Annotated in this window: 12 protein-coding genes; 8 read left to right on the top strand and 4 right to left on the bottom strand. The window is 62.8% G+C overall.

What is annotated here, in order from left to right; genetic code table 11:
• The 3 genes from C2L66_RS01935 to C2L66_RS01925 are packed head-to-tail and all read left to right on the top strand — an operon-like array spanning window position 1 to window position 2,994.
• Window positions 1–573 carry a cupredoxin domain-containing protein gene (locus tag C2L66_RS01935; protein ID WP_054929675.1) on the top strand — a complete coding sequence of 191 codons (573 nt, stop codon included), beginning with the start codon at window positions 1–3 and terminating at the stop codon, window positions 571–573.
• Window positions 560–2,185 carry a b(o/a)3-type cytochrome-c oxidase subunit 1 gene (locus tag C2L66_RS01930; protein ID WP_060599296.1) on the top strand — a complete coding sequence of 542 codons (1,626 nt, stop codon included), beginning with the start codon at window positions 560–562 and terminating at the stop codon, window positions 2,183–2,185. The genes C2L66_RS01935 and C2L66_RS01930 overlap by 14 nt, the downstream gene beginning before the upstream one ends.
• Entirely contained in the window at window positions 2,182–2,994 is an 813-nt protein-coding gene (locus C2L66_RS01925; RefSeq protein WP_054929673.1) for a c-type cytochrome, read from the top strand. The genes C2L66_RS01930 and C2L66_RS01925 overlap by 4 nt, the downstream gene beginning before the upstream one ends.
• Window positions 2,995–3,123: 129 nt before the next feature.
• Here C2L66_RS01925 and C2L66_RS01920 read toward each other — a convergent pair whose 3' ends face one another.
• A complete protein-coding gene (locus tag C2L66_RS01920) occupies window positions 3,124–4,773 on the bottom strand; it encodes a methyl-accepting chemotaxis protein (RefSeq protein WP_054929672.1) in 1,650 nt (549 codons plus the stop codon).
• Between the two features lie 339 nt (window positions 4,774–5,112).
• Between C2L66_RS01920 and C2L66_RS01915 the strand changes: the two genes are divergently transcribed.
• Entirely contained in the window at window positions 5,113–5,937 is an 825-nt protein-coding gene (locus C2L66_RS01915; RefSeq protein ID WP_054929671.1) for a bestrophin-like domain, read from the top strand.
• 18 nt (window positions 5,938–5,955) lie between these two features.
• On the opposite strand, the gene C2L66_RS01910 is transcribed toward C2L66_RS01915, so the two are convergent.
• A complete protein-coding gene (locus C2L66_RS01910; RefSeq protein ID WP_054929670.1) occupies window positions 5,956–6,861 on the bottom strand; it encodes a LysR family transcriptional regulator in 906 nt (301 codons plus the stop codon).
• A 136-nt stretch (window positions 6,862–6,997) separates the two neighbouring features.
• Between C2L66_RS01910 and C2L66_RS01905 the strand changes: the two genes are divergently transcribed.
• A complete protein-coding gene (locus C2L66_RS01905) occupies window positions 6,998–7,741 on the top strand; it encodes an SDR family oxidoreductase (protein WP_060599297.1) in 744 nt (247 codons plus the stop codon).
• A gap of 133 nt (window positions 7,742–7,874) precedes the next feature.
• Here C2L66_RS01905 and C2L66_RS01900 read toward each other — a convergent pair whose 3' ends face one another.
• Window positions 7,875–8,411 carry a single-stranded DNA-binding protein gene (locus C2L66_RS01900; protein WP_054929668.1) on the bottom strand — a complete coding sequence of 179 codons (537 nt, stop codon included), beginning with the start codon at window positions 8,409–8,411 and terminating at the stop codon, window positions 7,875–7,877.
• Between the two features lie 138 nt (window positions 8,412–8,549).
• Window positions 8,550–9,737 carry an MFS transporter gene (locus tag C2L66_RS01895; protein ID WP_098021490.1) on the bottom strand — a complete coding sequence of 396 codons (1,188 nt, stop codon included), beginning with the start codon at window positions 9,735–9,737 and terminating at the stop codon, window positions 8,550–8,552.
• Window positions 9,738–10,020: 283 nt separating this feature from the next.
• Between C2L66_RS01895 and uvrA the strand changes: the two genes are divergently transcribed.
• The 3 genes from uvrA (at window position 10,021) to C2L66_RS01880 (ending at window position 15,794) form a co-directional block, all read left to right on the top strand.
• A complete protein-coding gene (gene uvrA, locus C2L66_RS01890) occupies window positions 10,021–13,143 on the top strand; it encodes an excinuclease ABC subunit UvrA (RefSeq protein WP_060599298.1) in 3,123 nt (1,040 codons plus the stop codon).
• Window positions 13,144–13,164: 21 nt separating this feature from the next.
• Window positions 13,165–14,250, top strand: coding sequence for an AI-2E family transporter (locus tag C2L66_RS01885; RefSeq protein WP_054929666.1), 1,086 nt, complete (start codon window positions 13,165–13,167; stop codon window positions 14,248–14,250).
• 305 nt (window positions 14,251–14,555) lie between these two features.
• Window positions 14,556–15,794, top strand: coding sequence for a PepSY-associated TM helix domain-containing protein (locus C2L66_RS01880; RefSeq protein ID WP_060599299.1), 1,239 nt, complete (start codon window positions 14,556–14,558; stop codon window positions 15,792–15,794).
• The last annotated feature ends 27 nt before the right edge of the window (window positions 15,795–15,821 follow it).

The raw sequence follows: 15,821 nt of genomic DNA, 5'->3' as shown, positions 1-15,821 counted from the left end.
ATGTCGACCCAACCTTCTCACTCGCCCGATAACGGCCACGACATCGCCGAGCGCTCTGAACGGCGCTGGGCCTGGTTCGTCATCGCGATCGTCGTGTTCATGCTCGTGGTCGTCGTGTACTCGGGCTTGCACTACGCGATGATGCCGCCGTCGCGCGTCGAAACCGTCGACCCGTCGCGGCTGCAAATGTCGGGCGAATTCGTCGAAAGCAATCTGGGAACAGGCGTCGATCCCGACGGCAAGGTCGTCGTGCGCTTCATCGCGCAGCAATACTCGTTCACGCCGCAATGCCTGGTCGTGCCCGCCGGCACGGACATCACGTTCCGCACGACCAGCGCCGACGTCGTGCATGGCCTGCTCGTCACGGACACGAACATCAACACGATGGTCGTGCCGGGCTACGTCGCGACGTTTTCCTCCTTCTTCGACAAACCCGCCGATCACCTGATGCCCTGCCACGAGTTCTGCGGCTTCGGCCACCAGACGATGTGGGCGCACGTGAAGGTAATCGACAAGGCTGCCTTCTTCGAACAGGCAAAACAACATCGGAGGCTCAGCTGTGTTTCACGCTAAGCGACTCGTTCTCGCGCACTTCTGGCTCGCGTTCATCGCGTTCGGAATCGCGCTGCTGTTGGGCGCATGGCAGATGCTCGTGCGCAGTCCGCTGCATCCGTGGATCGGCGAACCGGAGCTGTACTACCGCTCGGTGACGGCGCACGGCACCGTCATGGCCTACGTGCTGCCCACGCTGGTGGCGATGGGCTTCGGCTATGCGATCGTCGAACTCGCGCTGCAACAGGCGCTGGTGGGGTTGAAGTGGGCGTGGGGCGCGTTCGTCCTGCTGGTGGTCGGCGCGGTGATGGCGATGATCCCCGTCGCGGCGGGCCAGGCATCGGTGCTCTTCACGTTCTATCCGCCGATGATCGGCAGCCCGTTCTATTACCTCGGCGTCGTGCTCGTGGTGGTCGGCTCGTGGATCTGGGTCGCGCTGATGGGCATCAACCTGCACATCTGGAAGCGCGCGAATCGCGGCAAACCGGTGCCGCTCGCGATGTACGCGAACGTGGCGGGCGCGTATCTGTGGGCATGGACGGCCGTGGGCGCCGCGCTCGAAATCCTGTTGCAGATTCTGCCCGTCGCACTCGGCCTGAAGTCGACCATCGACGCGGGCCTGGCCCGCGTGCTGTTCTCGTGGACGCTGCACGCGATCGTCTATTTCTGGCTGGTGCCGTCGTATATCGCGTACTACACGCTGGTGCCGCGCGCGATTGGCGGCAGGCTGTATAGCGATTCGATGGCGCGCGTGTCGTTCATCCTGTTCCTCGTGTTCGCGATGCCGATCGGCATCCACCATCTGTTCGCCGATCCGCAGGTCGGTGCGGGCTTCAAGTTCGTGCATGCCGTGTTCACGGGCATGGTGTCGGTGCCGACCCTGCTCACCGTGTTCACCATCTGCGCATCGGTGGAAATCGCCGGACGGCTGCGCGGCGGCAAGGGCGCATTCGGCTGGCTGAAAGCGCTGCCGTGGGACAACCCGATGATGCTCGTCATCGCGTTCTCGTTCATCATGCTCGGCTTCGGCGGCGCGGGCGGGCTCATCAACATGAGCTATCAGCTGAACGAGACCATTCACAACACGCAGTGGGTCACGGGGCACTTCCACCTGATCTTCGGCGGCGCGATCGTCATCATGTACTTCGCGATTGCGTATGAGTTGTGGCCGCAACTGACGGGCCGTGCGATCGGCTCGCTGAGCCTGATCCGCTGGCAGTTGTGGCTGTGGTTCATCGGCATGATGGTCGTTACGCTGCCTTGGCATTACGTCGGTTTGCTGGGCGCGCCGCGCCGCATGGCGTACTACGACTACAGCAACCCCGCGATTGCGCCGCAAGCCGTCTGGGTCGCCGTGTCGGCATTCGGCGGGTTGATTCTGGTGATCTCCGGGTTCCTGTTTCTCTACATTCTCGCGAAGGCGCAGTTCGGCGCGATCGAGCAGCCCAGGCAATTCCGCTTCAGCGCGCCTGTCCATCCCGTCGAACGCGTGCCCGCGGCGTTGAACAGCTTCGGCCTGTGGGTCGCGCTGATGATCGGACTGACGATCGTCAACTACAGCGTGCCCATCGCGCAACTGCTCGGCTTGCAGCAGACTTCGGTGCCGGCCGTATCGGTGGGAGCGCGGTCATGAACGAAGAACGCGTCTTCAGCCTCAGCAACCGGTGGTTCACGTCGAGCGTCGGCGGCGTGATCGTGATTGCCGTCGTGTCGATCCTGATCGGCTTTGTCTGGCTGCCGTCGAAGCATCCCGACTTCACGCAACGCGGGCTGTGGGCGACGATCTGCAGCGCAGCGGGCGCGCCGTCGAGCTGGTTCACGCAAAGCGACAACATCGCCGGCCCCGCGCCGAGCAACGTGCTCGTGCTGCCGCCTCTGCCGCCGTGGGGACGCACGCGCCCGAGCGCCGACTCGATCGGGCGTGGCGCTACGCTGGCGCAGAACTGCTCGATGTGTCACGGCGTCGAAAGCCTGATCCAGGTCACGGCGCCCGTGCTCGCCGGGCAATATGCCGACGTGGTCTACAAGCAGTTGCGCGACTACCAGAGCGGCCAGCGCGCGAACGCGATCATGCCGCCCATCATTGCGCATCTGAACGACCGCGATCTGCACGACCTCGCGAACTACTATTCGACGCTGCCCCGTCCCGCCGCCGTCGAGCAGGCAACCACGGATGACGCGACCATCCGCAAGTTCGTCAACGAAGGCTCGCCGATGCGCAACATCGCGCCTTGCGCGGCCTGTCACGGCGACCGCGATCGCAAGGGTGCCGCGCCCTGGCTGGGCGGGCAGTCGTCGGTGTATATGGCGGCGCAGCTGCGCGCGTTCGCCAACGGCGACCGTCATAACGACATCAACGAACAGATGCGCAACGTGGCGCGCAATATGACGCCGGAAGAGATCGACGGGGCCGCGAAGTATTACGCTGAAAGGCAGCCTTGAAGCGTTACGTCGAAAGACGAACGGCGGTGCAAGCCTGAAGGCTTGCACCGCCGTTTTGTTGTATGGCCGTGCATTTCTGTGCCGCGAGTGAATCGCACTTCGCGATTCACTCATGCCTGGCCACCGCGATCAAACCGCTTCCGCCGCCTCCATCTGCATCGCCACGTCCTGCCTGTGTGTCACGACATGGCGCGCTGCACCTCGCGACGCCGATGCCTGCCCGCTGTCCGTGCGGAACACGGCCACCGCTGTCGTCAGCCGGCGCGCCTGCTCTTCGAGCGAACTCGCCGCTGCCGCCGCCTGCTCGACGAGCGCCGCGTTCTGCTGCGTCACTTCGTCCATCTGCGCGACGGCGAGATTCACCTGATCGATGCCCGTGCTTTGCTCGGTCGCGGCCTCCGCGATCTCGCTCATGATCGCGCTGACACGCGCGATTGCATCGACGATGTCCGTCATCGTCGAGCCCGAACGCTGCACGAGGTCCGCGCCCGCCGTCACGCGCTCGTTCGATTCGCCGATCAGACCTTTGATCTCCTTCGCCGCTGCCGCGCTACGCTGCGCAAGCGAGCGCACCTCGCTCGCCACCACTGCAAAGCCACGGCCCTGCTCGCCCGCGCGCGCTGCCTCGACGGCCGCGTTCAAGGCGAGAATATTGGTCTGAAACGCGATGCCTTCGATCACGCCGACGATATCCGCAATGCGCCGCGAGTCGTCGACGATCTTCTGCATCGTGCCCACCACCTGCTGCGTGAGATCGCCGCCCTGCGCTGCGAGTGTCGATGCGCCCTGCGCGAGCGAGCTTGCCTGCTTGGCGTTGTCGGCCGTCTGCTTGACGGTCGACGTGAGCTCTTCGATGCTCGCCGCTGTTTCTTCCAGCGACGCCGCCTGCTCTTCCGTGCGTTGCGACAGGTTCGTATTGCCTGCGGCGATTTCGCTCACACCCGTATCGATCGAATCGGTGCCGTGACGCACGGTGTTCACCGTCGCGATCAGCGACTCCTGCATCTTGCGCAGCGCCGCCGCGAGACGTCCCATTTCGTTGTCGCTAACGTTGTCGATACGGCCCGTCAGATCGCCGTTCGCGATGCGCTGGAACTGTTCGATGGTGGCATCGACGGGATGGACGATGGCGCGAACCATCATCATGCGTCCGAGCCACGCGAAGATCAGCGTAGCCGCCATGCCGATCGCGACCGCGACGCTGATCGTGTAGAAGAGTTGCTGTGCTTCCTGGTAACGTTGCTCGGCGTGATCGAGCTGCAGCTTTTCGAGCGTCAGCATCGCCTTTTCATAAGCGCTGTAGAGCGGCGACAGCTTGTGCGCCTGAAGTTGCTGGAAGGCCGCCTTGTCGCCGGACTTGAGCGCCGCGAGCGCGGGCTCGGCGCCTTCGTGCAGGAACGCATCGCGCTTGTCCTGCATGTCCTTGATGAGACGCTGTTCGTCGGCGTCGTTGCTGGCCTTGCTGATGTAATGCGCAAGACGTTCGTTCGACACCTTCTGATACGTATCGAAACGCTTCAGCACCGCGTCGGCGCCTTCCTGATCGTTCAGCTCGATCAGCGAGGAGTAGGTTGCCAGCGCGAGACGCAGGCGCAACAGCTGGCCGGCGCTGCCTTCGAGATCCGCGACGGCGGGCGTATCGACGGTGTACATCTGTTGTAGCGACGCATTGCTCTCACGCAGCGATAACAGACCCGCCGCCGCGCCGATCAGCAATACCACGCCGAACAGCACGACCATCAACGTAAGGTATGCGCGAATCGAAAGACCTTTCAACATGAAGCATGTCTCCTATGGCCGCCTGACGGGACTCGTCGAGTTCCACGGCAGGCTTGCTGCGCCCAGGCCCATAGGCAAGGTCCGCAACCCGATTAAAAATTAAGCAAACGCACCACATTTTCAGTTACGGCTGATTCGCGAAAAACTTTATGGCCTGTCAGGTCGCTTTCGACTGAAACGCTCGCTAATTGATCTGGCGCATAGACATGTGTCGCCTTGCTAAATATTTCTTCTCGCTATTTGGGTTTTCTGCGCTGGATTTAACAGTTCGGATAGGAACTTGCCCGCGCCGCAAAGTTGTTGGACATTAGCTAGGCGACGGCTATGTGGACCAGACTCATGCAAGAGACCTTGTCAGCGCTCGTGGTGTTCGCCCTGCTTCTGGCGGGAACGGGCGTCGGCTTTTTCGGCAAGGCTTATCTGCCTGAAGAGCACCGCAGGCACGAGACGCTTCAGCTGATCCAGCTCGTGATGACGATGCTCGTGACGTTCGCGGCGCTGGTGTTGGGCTTGCTCACGGCATCCGCGAAAAGCAGCTTCGATACCGTCGGCAACGACTTCCGCTCTTATGCCGCAGAACTGATCCAGCTCGACGCGGCGCTGCGTCAGTACGGTCCCGAGGCGCAATACTCGCGTACGCTGCTGCGCGCGTACACCGCTGCCGCGATCGCCGCGACATGGCCCGGGGAGGACCCGCCGTCGGGCGACTATCCACGATTCAAGTCGGATCTGAACCACGACAGGCTCGAAGGCATCGGGCTCGGCGAAATGCTGAATGAATCGTTTGTCGCCGTGCGCCAGCTGCAGCCGCTCGACAGCTACCAGCAACACACGCAGGCCGAATGCATCGCGCGTTTCGAGCGCGTCATCCAGGCCCGCTGGAAGTTGATCGAAGAAGCGCACAGCTCGATCTCGAAGCCCTTTCTCACCACGCTCACCTTCTGGCTGATGATCATCTTTCTATGCTTCGGCATCGTCGCGCCCCACAACGCGCTGGCCGTCGTGATGATCGTGCTGGGCGCGGTGTCGATTGCATCGGCCGTGTATGTGATCGTCGATCTCGACACGCCGCTGACGGGCCCGATCGTTTCCTCCAGCCTGCCGATGCGCGATGCGCTCGCGCATCTCGACCGCGCCTCCGCGCCCCCCTTGGTCGGCCATTAGGCGCTTGTTAGCCGACCTTCAGCCGACCTTCAGCCCGCCCGCCGCGTCGAAGATCTCGCGCAGCCATTGCGCGAACACCCGCACGCGTGACGACAACTGACGGCTTTGCGGGTAGAGCACGGTGACGGGCATCGGCGGCGGCGGAAATTGCGGCAGCACGACAACCAGGCTGCCCGCGGCGAGTTCGCTTTCCACGCGATAACGCGGCACCTGCACGAGACCCAGCCCAGCGACGGACGCGCCTGTGTACAGATCAGTGCCCGTCACGGAAACAATCGCCTCGAGATTCACCTCGACGATGCGTTCATCGACGGTGAATTCGAGCGGCAGCGCGTTGCCCGTCGCACTCGACATGTAATTGACGGCGCGATGCGTGGTGAGCGCGGCGAGATCGTCGGGCATGCCGTGGCGTTCCAGATACGCCGGGCTCGCGACCGTCACCTGTTCGAGCCGCGCGACGCGCCGCCCGACCATCGACGAATCCTGCAGATTCCCCGCGCGCAGCACGCAATCGACACCCTCGCGCACCAGATCGACCAGCCGGTCGTCTTCGCCGATATGCAATTCGATACCCGGATAGCGCGCGAGAAAGGTCGGCAACGCGGGCACGATGAAATGCCGCGCGAGCGTGCCTTGCAAATTCACGCGTAACAAACCCTTGGGCGCGGCGTCGCGAAACGAACCCTCCGCTTCTTCCATGTCCGCGAGCAGACGCACGCAGCGGCGGTAATACGCTTCGCCGTCGTGGGTGAGGCGCACGGTGCGCGTCGTGCGTTCGAGCAGCCGCGCGCCGAGCCGCTGCTCCATCCGCTTCATCAGGTTCGTGACGGTCGCGCGCGGAATCTGCAGATCGTCCGCCGCACGCGTGAAGCTCTGCCGCTCGGCGATACGGACGAACACCTGCATTTCCTGAAAACGGTCCATGACGGTATGCGGCGGCTTGGCTTCCGCGCCATTGTTAAAGTGAATGGAATGATGATAACAACTTTCGGCTGATTATCTCTTTGCCGAGATATCCGATCATCCTTCTCACGCACTCACCACTTCAAGGAATCGGATCATGAACAACGTCAAGAATGCACAGGTTGCGATCGTCACGGGCGCGTCGCGGGGTATCGGCGCGGCCATCGCGCGGCGGCTCGCCAGCGACGGCTTTGCGCTCGTCGTGAACTACGCGGCGAGTTCGAAGGAAGCGGATGCGCTCGTCGCGGAGCTGAAGGCGCAGGGCGCGGCGGCGATTGCGGTGAAAGCAGACGTCTCGAACGCCGACGACGTGCGCCGCATGTTCGAAGCGACGGAACAGCAACTCGGCAAAGTCGACGTACTCGTCAACAACGCGGGCATCCTGAAGACGCTGCCGCTCGCAGAAACCAGCGACGCGCTGTTCGCGCAAACCTTCGATATCAACGTGCGCGGCACCTTCAACACGCTGCGCGAAGCGGCAACGCGGATGAATAGCGGCGGACGTATCGTCAACTTTTCGAGCACGACGCTCGCGCTGAACATGCCGGGCTACGCGATCTACAACGCAACCAAGGCAGCCGTCGAATCGTTCACGCATGTGTTCGCGAAGGAGTTGCGCGGGCGGAACATTACCGTCAATGCCGTGGCGCCGGGGCCGGTAGCGACTTCGCTGTTTCTCGACGGCAAGACGGAGGAGCAGATTCAGACGTTCGCGAAGATGCCGCCGCTGCAACGTCTGGGACAACCGGACGATATTGCTTCCGTGGTCGCGTTTCTTGCAGGGGCGGATGGCGCGTGGGTGAACGGCCAGATTCTGCGGGCGAATGGCGGGGTGGCTTGAGGCTTCTCGCCCGGCGCTTTACACCGGATTTGCGTTTGCGATCCGGCCGAAACGTCGGCATGTAAAAAAACACCCCGCTCGATGGCGGGGTGTTTTTGTGTTCGTTCGTCGACGCTTGTGGTCGTGGACGGCTTCAGAACGGAATATCGTCGTCCATTTCGTCGAACCCGCCACCAGCCGGCGCGCTCGGACGGCTCTGACCGCCGCCACCGCCGCCCGACACACGGCCTGCACCACCGCCGCCGCCCGACATGCGGCCACCGCCGCCACCGCCGCGCTCCATCGATTCGCCACGGCTATAACCGCCGTCGTCGCCACCGCCGCCGCCCGCGCCACCACGGCCGCCGAGCATCTGCATCTGTTCAGCGACGATTTCCGTCGAGTAACGGTCGGTGCCGTCCTGCGCCTGATACTTGCGCGTGCGGATGCGGCCTTCGATGTACACCGCCGAGCCCTTCTTCAGATACTCCGACACGATCTCAGCCAGGCGCCCGAAGAACGAAATGCGGTGCCATTCCGTCATTTCCTTGAATTCACCGGATTGCTTGTCCTTGTAGCGATCAGTCGTGGCAAGGCGAATGTTCGCCACTGCGTCGCCGCTCGGAAGATAACGGACTTCCGGATCGGCACCCAGATTGCCGACGAGAATGACCTTGTTCACGGATGCCATGAGTTTCTCCTGTTGATTCCGTTGCCGGCGACGCGGCGCCGATGGCGCCTCGCGCCCCAGCCGCCTGTGTCAGTGAACGGAAAGCGCGCCGCTGCGCCCCGATTGACCGCCGCCTTGTAAATTCGTGCCGTAAAAGCGTTACGCCTTGCGTGGCGGCTGTTTCATGCTGGCCGCGATTATAAGCCAGCAAGCGACAAGCCCTGAGCATGCAAAAAACACGGCGCTCTGTCCATCGACTTTCAAAAGCCAGCCGCCGATCACGCCGCCCATTGCAAGGCCGATCGACTGCGTGGTGTTGTAGACGCCCGCCGCCGCGCCCTTGCGGGTGCCCGGCGCCAGCTTCGACACCAGCGAAGGCTGCGAAGCCTCGAGAATGTTGAAACCGAGAAAGTAGACGAACAGAATCGCGGCCACAGTCAGAATGGTATGCGGTGCGATGCCGAGAAGTAACTGGCCGATCAGGATAAGACCAATCGCACCCAGCAGCACCGGCTTCATCTTGCCGCGCTTTTCCGCAGCGATGATCGCCGGGACCATCATCACGAACGCGAGGCCCATCACGGGCAGGTAAATCTTCCAGTGCGACGAGACGGGCAGGCCGCCCGCCTCCAGAATGCGCGGCACCACGAGAAACAGCGCCGTCTGCGTCGCGTGCAGCACCAGCACGCCGAAGTTCAGACGCAGCAGTTCCGCGTTGTGCAGGACTTCGCGGAACGGCGCGGGCACATGCACGGGCTTCGGCGCGTCGGGAACGATCCACAGCACGACGCCGATCGCCAGAATCGAGAAAATGCCGACCAGCGCGAACAGGCCGCTCATGCCGAGCCAGTGAAACACGATCGGCGCGCCGACGATCGCCACCGCAAACGACACGCCGATCGAGCCGCCCACCATCGCCATCGCCTTGGTGCGATGCTCTTCGGCCGTCAGGTCCGCGATGAACGCGATCACCGCCGACGACACCGCGCCCATCCCCTGGATCACCCGGCCGACGATGATCCACGTCATGTCGTGCGCGAACGCGGCGACGAAGCTGCCCAGCGCGAAGATCAGCAGGCCCATCGCGATGACCGGCTTGCGGCCGATCATGTCGGACACCCAGCCGTAGAAGATATAGAGCAGCGACTGCGTCACGCCGTACGCACCCAGCGCAATGCCGACCAGCAGCACGTTGTCGCCGCCCGGGATCGTCTTCGCGTAGATCGAGAAGACGGGCATGATCATGAAGAGACCCAGCATGCGCAGCGCGAAGATCGCGGCAAGCGACACGGTCGCGCGCAACTCGGGCGCGCTCATGCGTGTGGAGGTGGCGGACGGATTGGACATCGGGAACGATTATTGAATGAACGGGCAGCGAATGCGCGGTAGCCCGCATGCACGACGCACGCGCAGCCTCCGACGCTGACCGAGCTTACAACGGCTGCCTGGTGCCTTGCAGAAGGCAGAAATCGCCCTCACATACGAGCCATTCGCCACAACGCTGAACCGCGAAAAAACGACGCTTTCGTCTTTGTCAGCGCGCCGTTTGCGCACTGTCAGGAAGCCGTAACGGCGGTCTGGAAAAGTCGTTATAGTAGCAGGTTTAGCCTTCTCCTCTTCCCGCCGGTTCATGGAACAAATCCGTATCCGTGGGGCTCGGACCCACAACCTGAAGAACGTCAATCTCGACCTGCCGCGTCACAAGCTGGTCGTGATTACCGGCTTGTCCGGCTCGGGCAAATCGTCGCTCGCCTTCGACACGCTCTACGCCGAGGGCCAGCGCCGCTATGTGGAGAGCCTGTCCGCGTACGCCCGGCAATTTCTGCAACTGATGGAAAAGCCGGACGTCGATCTGATCGAGGGTCTGTCGCCCGCCATTTCGATCGAGCAGAAAGCCACCTCGCACAACCCGCGCTCGACGGTCGGCACGGTCACCGAAATCCACGACTACCTGCGACTCCTTTACGCACGTGTCGGCACGCCTTACTGCCCGGACCACGAAATTCCGCTGGAGGCGCAAAGCGTCTCGCAGATGGTGGACGCCGCGCTCGCGCTGCCCGAAGACACACGGCTGATGATCCTCGCGCCCGTCGTCGCGAACCGCAAAGGCGAGCACACGGAGCTGTTCGAAGACATGCAGGCGCAAGGCTTCATCCGGTTTCGCGTGCGCTCGGGCGGCGGCACGGCGAACGAAGGCGTCGCGAAAATCTACGAAGTCGACTCGCTGCCGCAGTTGAAAAAGAACGACAAGCACACCATCGACGTGGTGGTTGACCGTCTGAAGGTGCGCGCCGACGCGAAGCAGCGTCTGGCCGAATCGTTCGAAACCGCGCTGCGTCTTGCCGATGGCCGCGCGATCGCGCTCGAAATGGACACCGACAAAGAGCATCTGTTCAGCTCGAAGTTCGCGTGTCCGATCTGCTCGTATTCGCTGCAGGAACTGGAGCCGCGCCTTTTTTCGTTCAACAATCCGATGGGCGCGTGCCCGGAGTGCGACGGCCTCGGCCAGATCACGTTCTTCGACCCGAAGCGGGTGGTCGCGCATCCGTCGCTGTCGCTTGCGGCGGGCGCGGTCAAGGGTTGGGACCGGCGCAACCAGTTCTACTTCCAGATGCTGCAAAGCCTCGCGGCGTTCTTCGAATTCGATATCGACACCGCGTTCGAAGACCTGCCCGAAAAGGTCCGCCAGATCCTGCTGTATGGCTCGGGCAAGCAGACGGTGCCGTTCTCGTACATCAACGAGCGCGGCCGCACATCCGTGCGCGAGCATGTGTTCGAAGGGATCATTCCGAATCTGGAACGGCGTTATCGCGAGACCGATTCGGTCGCGGTGCGCGAGGAGCTGGCGAAGTATCAGAACAACCAGGCGTGTCCGTCGTGCGAAGGCACGCGTTTGCGCCGCGAAGCGCGTTTCGTGCGAATCGGCGCGGACAGTGACGCGCGCGGCATCTTCGAAGTCAGCGGCTGGCCGCTGCGCGACACGCTCGGCTATTTCCAGACGCTGCGGCTCGAAGGCGCGAAACGCGAAATCGCCGACAAGGTCATCAAGGAAATCGTCGCGCGTCTGATGTTCCTGAATAACGTCGGGCTCGATTACCTGTCGCTCGAACGCAGCGCCGAAACGCTGTCGGGCGGCGAGGCGCAGCGCATCCGTCTCGCGTCGCAGATCGGCTCGGGCTTGACGGGCGTGATGTACGTGCTCGACGAGCCGTCCATCGGCCTGCATCAGCGCGACAACGACCGCCTCATCTCGACGCTCAAGCATTTGCGCGATCTCGGCAACTCGGTGATCGTCGTCGAGCACGACGAAGACATGATTCGCATGGCCGATTATGTCGTCGATATGGGGCCGGGCGCGGGCGAGCACGGCGGCATGGTGATCGCCGAAGGCACGCCTGACGAAGTGCAGGCTGACCCGGCGTCGATGACGGGCCAGTATCTCGCGGGCGCGCGGCGCATCGAATTCCCCGACGACCGCAAACAGCCCGACGAACGCCGTCTGCGCATCATCGAGGCGTACGGCAACAATCTGAAGCACGTAACGCTCGATCTGCCCGTCGGTCTGTTGACCTGCGTAACGGGCGTGTCGGGCTCGGGCAAGTCGACGCTGATCAACGACACGCTGTATCACGCCGTCGCGCAGCATCTGTACGGTTCCTCGGCCGAGCCTTCGCCGTTCGAGGCGATCGAAGGGCTCGAACATTTCGACAAGGTCATCAACGTCGACCAGTCGCCTATCGGCCGCACGCCGCGCTCGAATCCCGCCACGTACACGGGCCTCTTCACGCCGATCCGCGAGCTGTTCGCGGGCGTCCCCGCCGCCAAGGAACGCGGCTACGATCCCGGCCGCTTCTCGTTCAACGTGAAGGGCGGGCGCTGTGAATCGTGCCAGGGCGACGGCGTGCTGAAGGTCGAAATGCACTTCCTGCCCGACGTATACGTGCCGTGCGACGTCTGTCACGGCAAGCGCTACAACCGCGAAACGCTCGACATTCTCTACAAAGGCCAGAACATCAGCGAAGTGCTGGAGATGACGGTCGAGCACGCATACGACTTTTTCAAGGCGGTGCCCGTCGTCGCGCGCAAGCTGAAAACGCTGCTCGATGTCGGTCTGGGCTATATCCGGCTTGGCCAGTCGGCGACCACGCTGTCGGGCGGCGAGGCGCAGCGCGTGAAGCTGTCGCTGGAACTGAGCAAGCGCGATACGGGTCGCACACTGTATATCCTCGACGAGCCGACCACGGGTTTGCACTTCCACGATATCGCGCTGTTGCTGGAAGTGATCCATCGGTTGCGCGATCAAGGAAATACCGTGGTCATCATCGAGCATAATCTCGATGTGATAAAAACTGCCGACTGGGTCATCGATCTCGGCCCCGAAGGCGGCGCCGGCGGCGGTCAGATCATCGCGCAAGGCACGCCGGAGCAGATTGCGAAGTCGAAGGCAAGTTTTACCGGACGCTACCTCGCGCCGCTGTTGCAGCGCGACAAGGCGGCAGACGAAGCGGCAGCAGGCGCGGACAATGCGAAGCAGGTGGACAGCGAAGAATCTGACGAGGAAGCGGAGGCAACTGTCATCGAAGGCGCTGCAGAATCGGCGAAACCGGCCGTAAAACCGGCAAGGTCGAAAAAGGCCGTTGCCGCAGATGCGCCGAAACCGGCATCGAAATCGACAGCGAAACCAGCGGCAGGAACAGCAAGAGCAACGGGCAAGGCACGGGCGAAAGCCGGCAAGCCGAGCGTCAAAACCTGAGGTTGGAGACTATAGAAAGCCATGGCCAAGCGTAATCCGGCCCGTGATGACGGGCAGGTGCAGGATCTGCGCCCTCGCCCGGTCAGGCTGACCAGCGACATGAGCCTGCCGAAACTGTCGGCGGTCGAAATCGGCAGCTACATCGTCGCGCTCGTCGCGATGTGGGCGGTGCTCGAACTCAGGCTGCTCGGCGCGCTGCTCGCCGGTATGCTCGTGTACCAGCTCGTCCACACGCTCGCGCCCCGCATCGAAAAGCACATGTCGAGCGGGCGCGCGCGCTGGCTCGCGGTGGTGATTCTCTCGGCGGTGATAGTCGGTGCCCTCACAGGCTTCACCGTCGCCATCATCGAACACTTCGAGAAGGACGTGCCCAGCGTGCAGAAGCTGCTCGACCAGGCCATGTCGCTGATCGATCAGGCGCGCGGCCGTCTGCCGCAATTCGTCGCGCAGAACCTGCCCGTTTCCACCGAGCAGATGAAGGAAAAGGCCGCCGTGCTGATGCAGACGCACGCGAGCACGCTGTCGCAAGGCGGCAAGAACGCGGCGCGCATCTTCACGCATGTGCTGATCGGCATGATCATCGGCGCGATCATCGCGGTCGGCGCGACCCGGCATATGCAGCGGCTGCCGCTGTCCACAGCCTTCATCACGCGTGTCAGCCGTTTTGCCGACGCGTTCCGCCGCATCGTGTTCGCTCAGGTGAAGATCTCGGCGATCAACACCGTGTTCACGGGCATTTTCCTGTTGCTGCTGTTGCCGCTCTTTCACGCGCCGCTGCCGATGGCGAAGACGCTCGTGATCATCACGTTCATCGTCGGCCTGCTGCCTGTGATCGGCAATCTGATCTCGAACACGCTGATCGTGGCCGTGGCGCTTTCGGTGAGCTTTCCGGCTGCTGTGACGGCGCTGATCTTCCTGATCCTCATCCACAAGCTCGAGTATTTCCTCAACGCCCGCATCATCGGCGGACAGATCGAGGCGCGCGCGTGGGAACTGCTGATCGCCATGCTCGTGATGGAAGCCGCGTTCGGCATTCCGGGCGTGATCGCTGCGCCGATCTTCTACGCGTACATCAAGCGCGAACTGATCTATCTGCGGTTGGTTTAACGCTACGAAGGGCGAGCGCACGAGCACAAAGGGCGGCCTGAGGTCGCCTTTTTCATATCCGCGACGCAAAGAAAGTGCGTTGAAAAGGCATCTGCGTCATTTTGTCGCACAACCGTACGATCTCATTGACGGCACCGCGCCGACCGTCGCACGCACAGAAATAAACATCTCCCGTCCTTACGAAGCTCTTGCGGCATCCTCGTTCGCCCCATAAGATGCGAATCATTCTTATTCGCAAGGCATCGCGCCGTCATGTCCGTCATTTTTCCGCCGTCCACGGCCGTCATCGTCGACGGGAGCTGCGCATGAGACCCGTGCTCGTGCGTCTGCATCGATGGTTCGGCATCGGAACGGCGCTGTTTCTGTTCGTCGCGGGACTCACGGGCGCGCTGATCGCGTGGGATCACGAACTCGACGCGATGCTCAATCCGACCTTCTTCTATGCGCGCAGCGACGCACGGCCGCTGCCGTCGCTGGAACTCGCGCGCCGCGTCGAAGCGGGCGATCCGCGCCTCGAGGTGACCTATCTGCCGCTCTCCGTCGAACCGGGCCATGCGTTGCAGATGATGGTGCTGCCGCGCGTTGACCCGAAAACGAACCAGCCGTACACGCTCGACTTCAACCAGATCGCCGTCGATCCCGCGACAGGCGCAATCCAGAGCCGCCGTGAATGGGGGGCGCTGTCCATCGCGCGGCTCAATCTGATGCCGTTCATCTACAAGCTGCACTACACGCTGTTCCTGCCGTTCACGGGCGGCATCGACATCGGCACGTGGCTGATGGGGATGGTCGGGATCGTGTGGATTTTCGATAGCGTGATTGCCCTCGTGCTGTCGTTCCCGAGCATGAAGGCGTGGAAGAAGTCGTTTGCGTTTCGTGTGCGGCGCGGCGGCTACGCGCTCACGTTCGACTTGCACCGCTCGGGCGGCGTCTGGATCTGGGGTTTGCTGCTGATGATGGCGGTGACGTCGGTATCGATGAACCTCTCGGCGCCTGTCGTGCAGCCGGTCGTCAAGTTCTTCTCGACGCTCACGCCCACGCCGTTCACCGATCCGTCGTTGCTGCCCAACGCAAAGCCGAACGAAGCTCCGATCGCACGCGAAGCGATCCTGAAGAAGGCGGTGCAGGCACGCGCGGACAAGCACATCGAAGCGCCGCCGGGCGCGATCTACTACGCACCGATGTTCCACGTGTACGGCATCGGCTATTTCGGCGCCGGCGACGACCACGGCGACGGCGGTCTCGGCAACGCGTGGACATACTGGAACGCGCAAACCGGCCAGCCGCTAGGCGCGCAAATTCCCGGCAAGGGAACGGCGGGCGACCTCTTCATGCAGGCGCAATTCCCGTTGCATTCGGGGCGTATTCTCGGCACGGGCGGGCGAATCCTGATCAGTTGTGTCGGCGTGATGGTCGCCGTGCTGAGCGCCACGGGTCTGCTGATCTGGCTGAAGAAGATGAACGCGCGCCGCCAGGCATCGAGCGCACGCAAGACAAAAACGCGGGTCGTTCAGACGCAGACGGAAAGCGCGGCTTCGCGCTGACGCATCATCCGCTTCGCCAAATAAAAA

The sequence above is a fragment of the Paraburkholderia caribensis genome (assembly GCF_002902945.1).
Taxonomy (GTDB): domain Bacteria; phylum Pseudomonadota; class Gammaproteobacteria; order Burkholderiales; family Burkholderiaceae; genus Paraburkholderia; species Paraburkholderia caribensis.
This window is presented reverse-complemented; position numbering and strand designations above follow the sequence as displayed.